The organism is Sinomicrobium pectinilyticum (genome assembly GCF_003725735.1).
GTDB classification, from domain to species: domain Bacteria; phylum Bacteroidota; class Bacteroidia; order Flavobacteriales; family Flavobacteriaceae; genus Sinomicrobium; species Sinomicrobium pectinilyticum.
On record NZ_RJTM01000171.1, the window covers coordinates 1 to 3,423 of the forward strand.

Genomic DNA, 3,423 nt, shown 5'->3' on the forward strand with positions numbered 1-3,423 from the left:
CGCTTGCCGTTGTAGTTAAAGATAAGGTCTTCTGTGGGCATGTTGGGATATTGTTCCGTTAGATTTTCCTGGATGGTTTGAAGGGTTTGGTTAAACTTTTTGGTATATAGGTTTTCCTTATCTTCTTCATATTTTTTAATATAGGTAATATCCAAAGGGCCATTTCTTTTCTGAACAGGTTTTATGATATAGGCATCTTGCATTCTTCCCGATTTCGATTCGGGAGATATAACATTTACCTGTCTGTATTTTTTATTCTCGCAATCATAATACGGAGAAGCATATACAAGAACGACATCGAAGTTTTTATCCATAAAAAGATACTCCCAAAAAGTTATTTCTTTTATTGGAATTCCCCAGGGAGTATACTCCATCGGAAGATTGTTCAAAGGAAGGTTTTTTAGCTGGTCGTCTTTTTTATTTGGTCCGTAAGAATACAGTTTGTATTCTATATACTTTGCTTTCAAGGTATCCGTGTCGATCGTTACGGTATCTATATGGATGTTGTAACCGTATTTCTCTATATATAACCTGTCTGTCTGGCCATTCAAAAATTTTACCCGGTCTAAAACCGAGTCCAGATCATTTTTATTCTTTGGCCACAATTCTCCATAATGATCGAATGAAGACGTAAGAGCTGTACTTACAGATAATTCATTACCGGAATTTTTAAACTGCTTTATGAATTCCCGGAAAGAAGTAAATTGATAATATTGGTATCCTATATAGGATAATAGGGTTATGACTAATAAGGATAATATAACTTTAATGATCTTCATTGCAAACTTGTTTAGTCTCTATACTCATAACCCATTATTTCTTTATAAACTTGCTTAAAAGCCTCGCGGTCCATCTGTATATATATCATGGGCTGATTTACACCAATCGTGGGGCCCGTAAACTTGAATACGTTATATTTTGAATTTCCTTTCCTGATTTCGGCAGATTCTATGTGGCTAAGCGTATTTGGAGCATCTACTCTTGGGTCCAGCGGATCGAAACTAACGTTTGCAGTAAAAACAATGCCTTCATACTCCAATTTTAGAATCACTCCATGGATAGCGCCTTCTTTGATACCGAAAGCACGCCCTGTCCCGTAGTATTGTCCACTTCCCCTGGTACTTAAATCAATAGGCTCGAAATTACGGTTTACGCTATCAACCCTCCTTTTTACTGCATCAAAAATTTCCTCTACCAGTTTTTTTAAATCTTCATTCCGGGCACTATAAAACGAATCTTTATCAATGTCCGGAGCACCTATATATTTACGGTACAACCTGCTTACGCCATTCGACGCACTGTTTTGATAGTCTTTCCATACGTCACTTTCTCTACGCCCAATGTAGTCATAACCATCGGGTGTATTTTCTTCTGAAGTAACATCTTCTTTCCAAACGTATCGGCCGGTTTTTTTCTCCTTAGTCCAGTCAAACGGTTCTTCTCCCCTGGTATTTTTAAAGGGCATATCAATCAGTGAATCTTCACCGGGAATATCAGGACTTCGTTTAATGTGAAAATGAAGATCTATATCCATACCTGTCGTCCGATGAATCTCTAACCAGCTTTCAATGTCCTTTATGGAGTGTACTGTAAATTCCATAATTCTTTAGATTTACACGGGGTAGTATCAGCTCATAAATATAAAGATTTTTCTGATATGACGTGGGAATTCCCGGGACATTGCTCCTGCTACTGCCAGTTTTCAACTGGTGGCGGATATGCGTACGTAATGCGTCCTAGAACAAAAAGCTATGACTTAATAGTGTAGTTTTTGTATATTTAGGACATGAGCAGAAACTACAAACCTGCCTTCCGGCAGGCAAGGTTTTATAACAGGGCCGGTGCCGGTTTTGTGACCGGGTCAACGGAATGGAAATATAGCAGCGTGAGAAATTTTGCCGGGGATCATACCGTTTTGGAAACAGACGATATGGGTTTTTTGGGTTAGTTGGTTGTTGGCTACTGTTGTGGCCACCAGTTGCAAACTGGCGGTAGCAAGGGGAATATAAGTGAATGTATAGCACGGAAAAGAGGAATTGTGTATATTTATGTGCTGGTAACCATTAAAAATTCGACACATGGAAAATATCGCGGCCATAGCAATATCGCTTTTTTTGATGATCACTTTTCTTTTTTGGAGGTTTACCCATGGCCATTTTAAAAAGGAATATGGTAAAAAGATGTGGAAACGATGGGATACAAGACTCTTTTACTGGCAGGGTACCATATACACCGGTACCGGAATTACATTTCTGATCATGTTTTTTTTAAAATGGGCTAATGTTTTGACTTTTTAAAAGAATCTTATTGTCGCCGGTTAAATGCGGTATGCAGTAATGAATATGTCAAAAAACAAGCTTACATATCTGCACTTCTTTCTGTATGTTATTTTCATTACCGCTATAACCTATATTGATGATATCTCCGGTTTACAAGGCATGCTTACGCTGCCGGTTTTATTACTGATTTCTTTTTTCTTTGTGAAAAAACCCCTGGGGAATATCCTTCCAAATACCAGGAAGTACAACAACCTTCCGTACATCATTACCGGGATTATTTCGGTGATTATCTTTCATGCGTTTTTCGTCATCACTGTTTTTAGCAGTCAGGATGATAAACTGTTTTTTTATGAAGAAAACGACACCTTGTTTTTAATAAAAATGTTTGCTCTTTTTCCTTTTATGGAAGAGCTGGTGTTCAGAAGATGTTTCCTGGATTCGCTTTTAAAGCATTCTTCTTTGAAAAAAGCAGTGTTTTTAACCTCCCTGGGGTTTGCGTTATGTCATATCTTCAGTGACTCGGGTCTTTTACCTGTTTTTATGGTTAGTGTGTTCTTAGGCCTAGTATATACGGAAACCAAAAGCCTCCTGCTTTGCTTTCTCTTTCATTCTCTGGCCAACATACTTGCATATATGGTGAGTATATACCGTAAAGACTTGCTATTCAAATTTTCAACAGAATGGTCTGTTATAATCATAGTATTTTCTCTTCTTCTGATCGTAGCTTCGGCCATAGCAATCTTTAAAAATACCGCGAAAGACAAATGACAGCATTTCAACCGGACTCCAACTGGCTCCCGCTCTACAAAGTGTCATATGCTATGGCGAACGTCTCCGACTTCGCAGCCTATTACACGTCAATAGCTGGCCATGGCATCAAATGTGAAAGGATTTAAGTATACGTCGATATTGAAACTTTTCGACTTTCCCCTGCTCTTCGAAGTCTTGCAGGCCCCGGTCCTCGTTTGAGCCTGGTGGAAACGAGCCCCGGATGGTATACCTTATTTTTACTGCAGCACAGGGACTTCCATATAAAAGGCAGTCATTCCAATATAGGTGGTGGCAGCATTTAGTTTTTCGGTGAGTATCTTTTCTATGGTGGTCACCGGGGCATCCGGGACGTTAAAGGAACAAATACACCTTA

Annotated in this window: 4 protein-coding genes; 2 read left to right on the forward strand and 2 right to left on the reverse strand. The window is 38.9% G+C overall.

Features of this window, described 5'->3' with window-relative positions; all coding sequences use genetic code 11:
* Together ED312_RS21725 and ED312_RS21730 are read right to left on the reverse strand one after the other, a co-directional pair.
* Positions 1 to 779: hypothetical protein (locus tag ED312_RS21725; RefSeq protein ID WP_148044348.1), on the reverse strand; the 779-nt coding region annotated here is incomplete at its 3' end.
* An 11-nt stretch (positions 780 to 790) separates the two neighbouring features.
* Positions 791 to 1,600: a hypothetical protein gene (locus tag ED312_RS21730; protein WP_123218129.1), complete on the reverse strand. Its 810-nt coding sequence runs from the start codon at positions 1,598 to 1,600 to the stop codon at positions 791 to 793.
* Between the two features lie 478 nt (positions 1,601 to 2,078).
* On the opposite strand from ED312_RS21730, the gene ED312_RS21735 reads away from it, so the two are divergent.
* On the forward strand, positions 2,079 to 2,297 hold the full coding sequence (locus ED312_RS21735; RefSeq protein WP_240643170.1) for a hypothetical protein: 219 nt from the start codon (positions 2,079 to 2,081) through the stop codon (positions 2,295 to 2,297).
* A 39-nt stretch (positions 2,298 to 2,336) separates the two neighbouring features.
* A complete protein-coding gene (locus ED312_RS21740) occupies positions 2,337 to 3,047 on the forward strand; it encodes a CPBP family intramembrane glutamic endopeptidase (RefSeq protein WP_170164594.1) in 711 nt (236 codons plus the stop codon).
* Positions 3,048 to 3,423 lie beyond the last annotated feature (376 nt).

Coding starts and splice junctions, on each gene's coding strand:
- ED312_RS21730 (WP_123218129.1), bottom strand. CDS start 1,600: ATGGAATTTACAGTACACTCCATAAAGGACATTGAAAGCTGGTTAGAG.
- ED312_RS21735 (WP_240643170.1), top strand. CDS start 2,079: ATGGAAAATATCGCGGCCATAGCAATATCGCTTTTTTTGATGATCACT.
- ED312_RS21740 (WP_170164594.1), top strand. CDS start 2,337: ATGAATATGTCAAAAAACAAGCTTACATATCTGCACTTCTTTCTGTAT.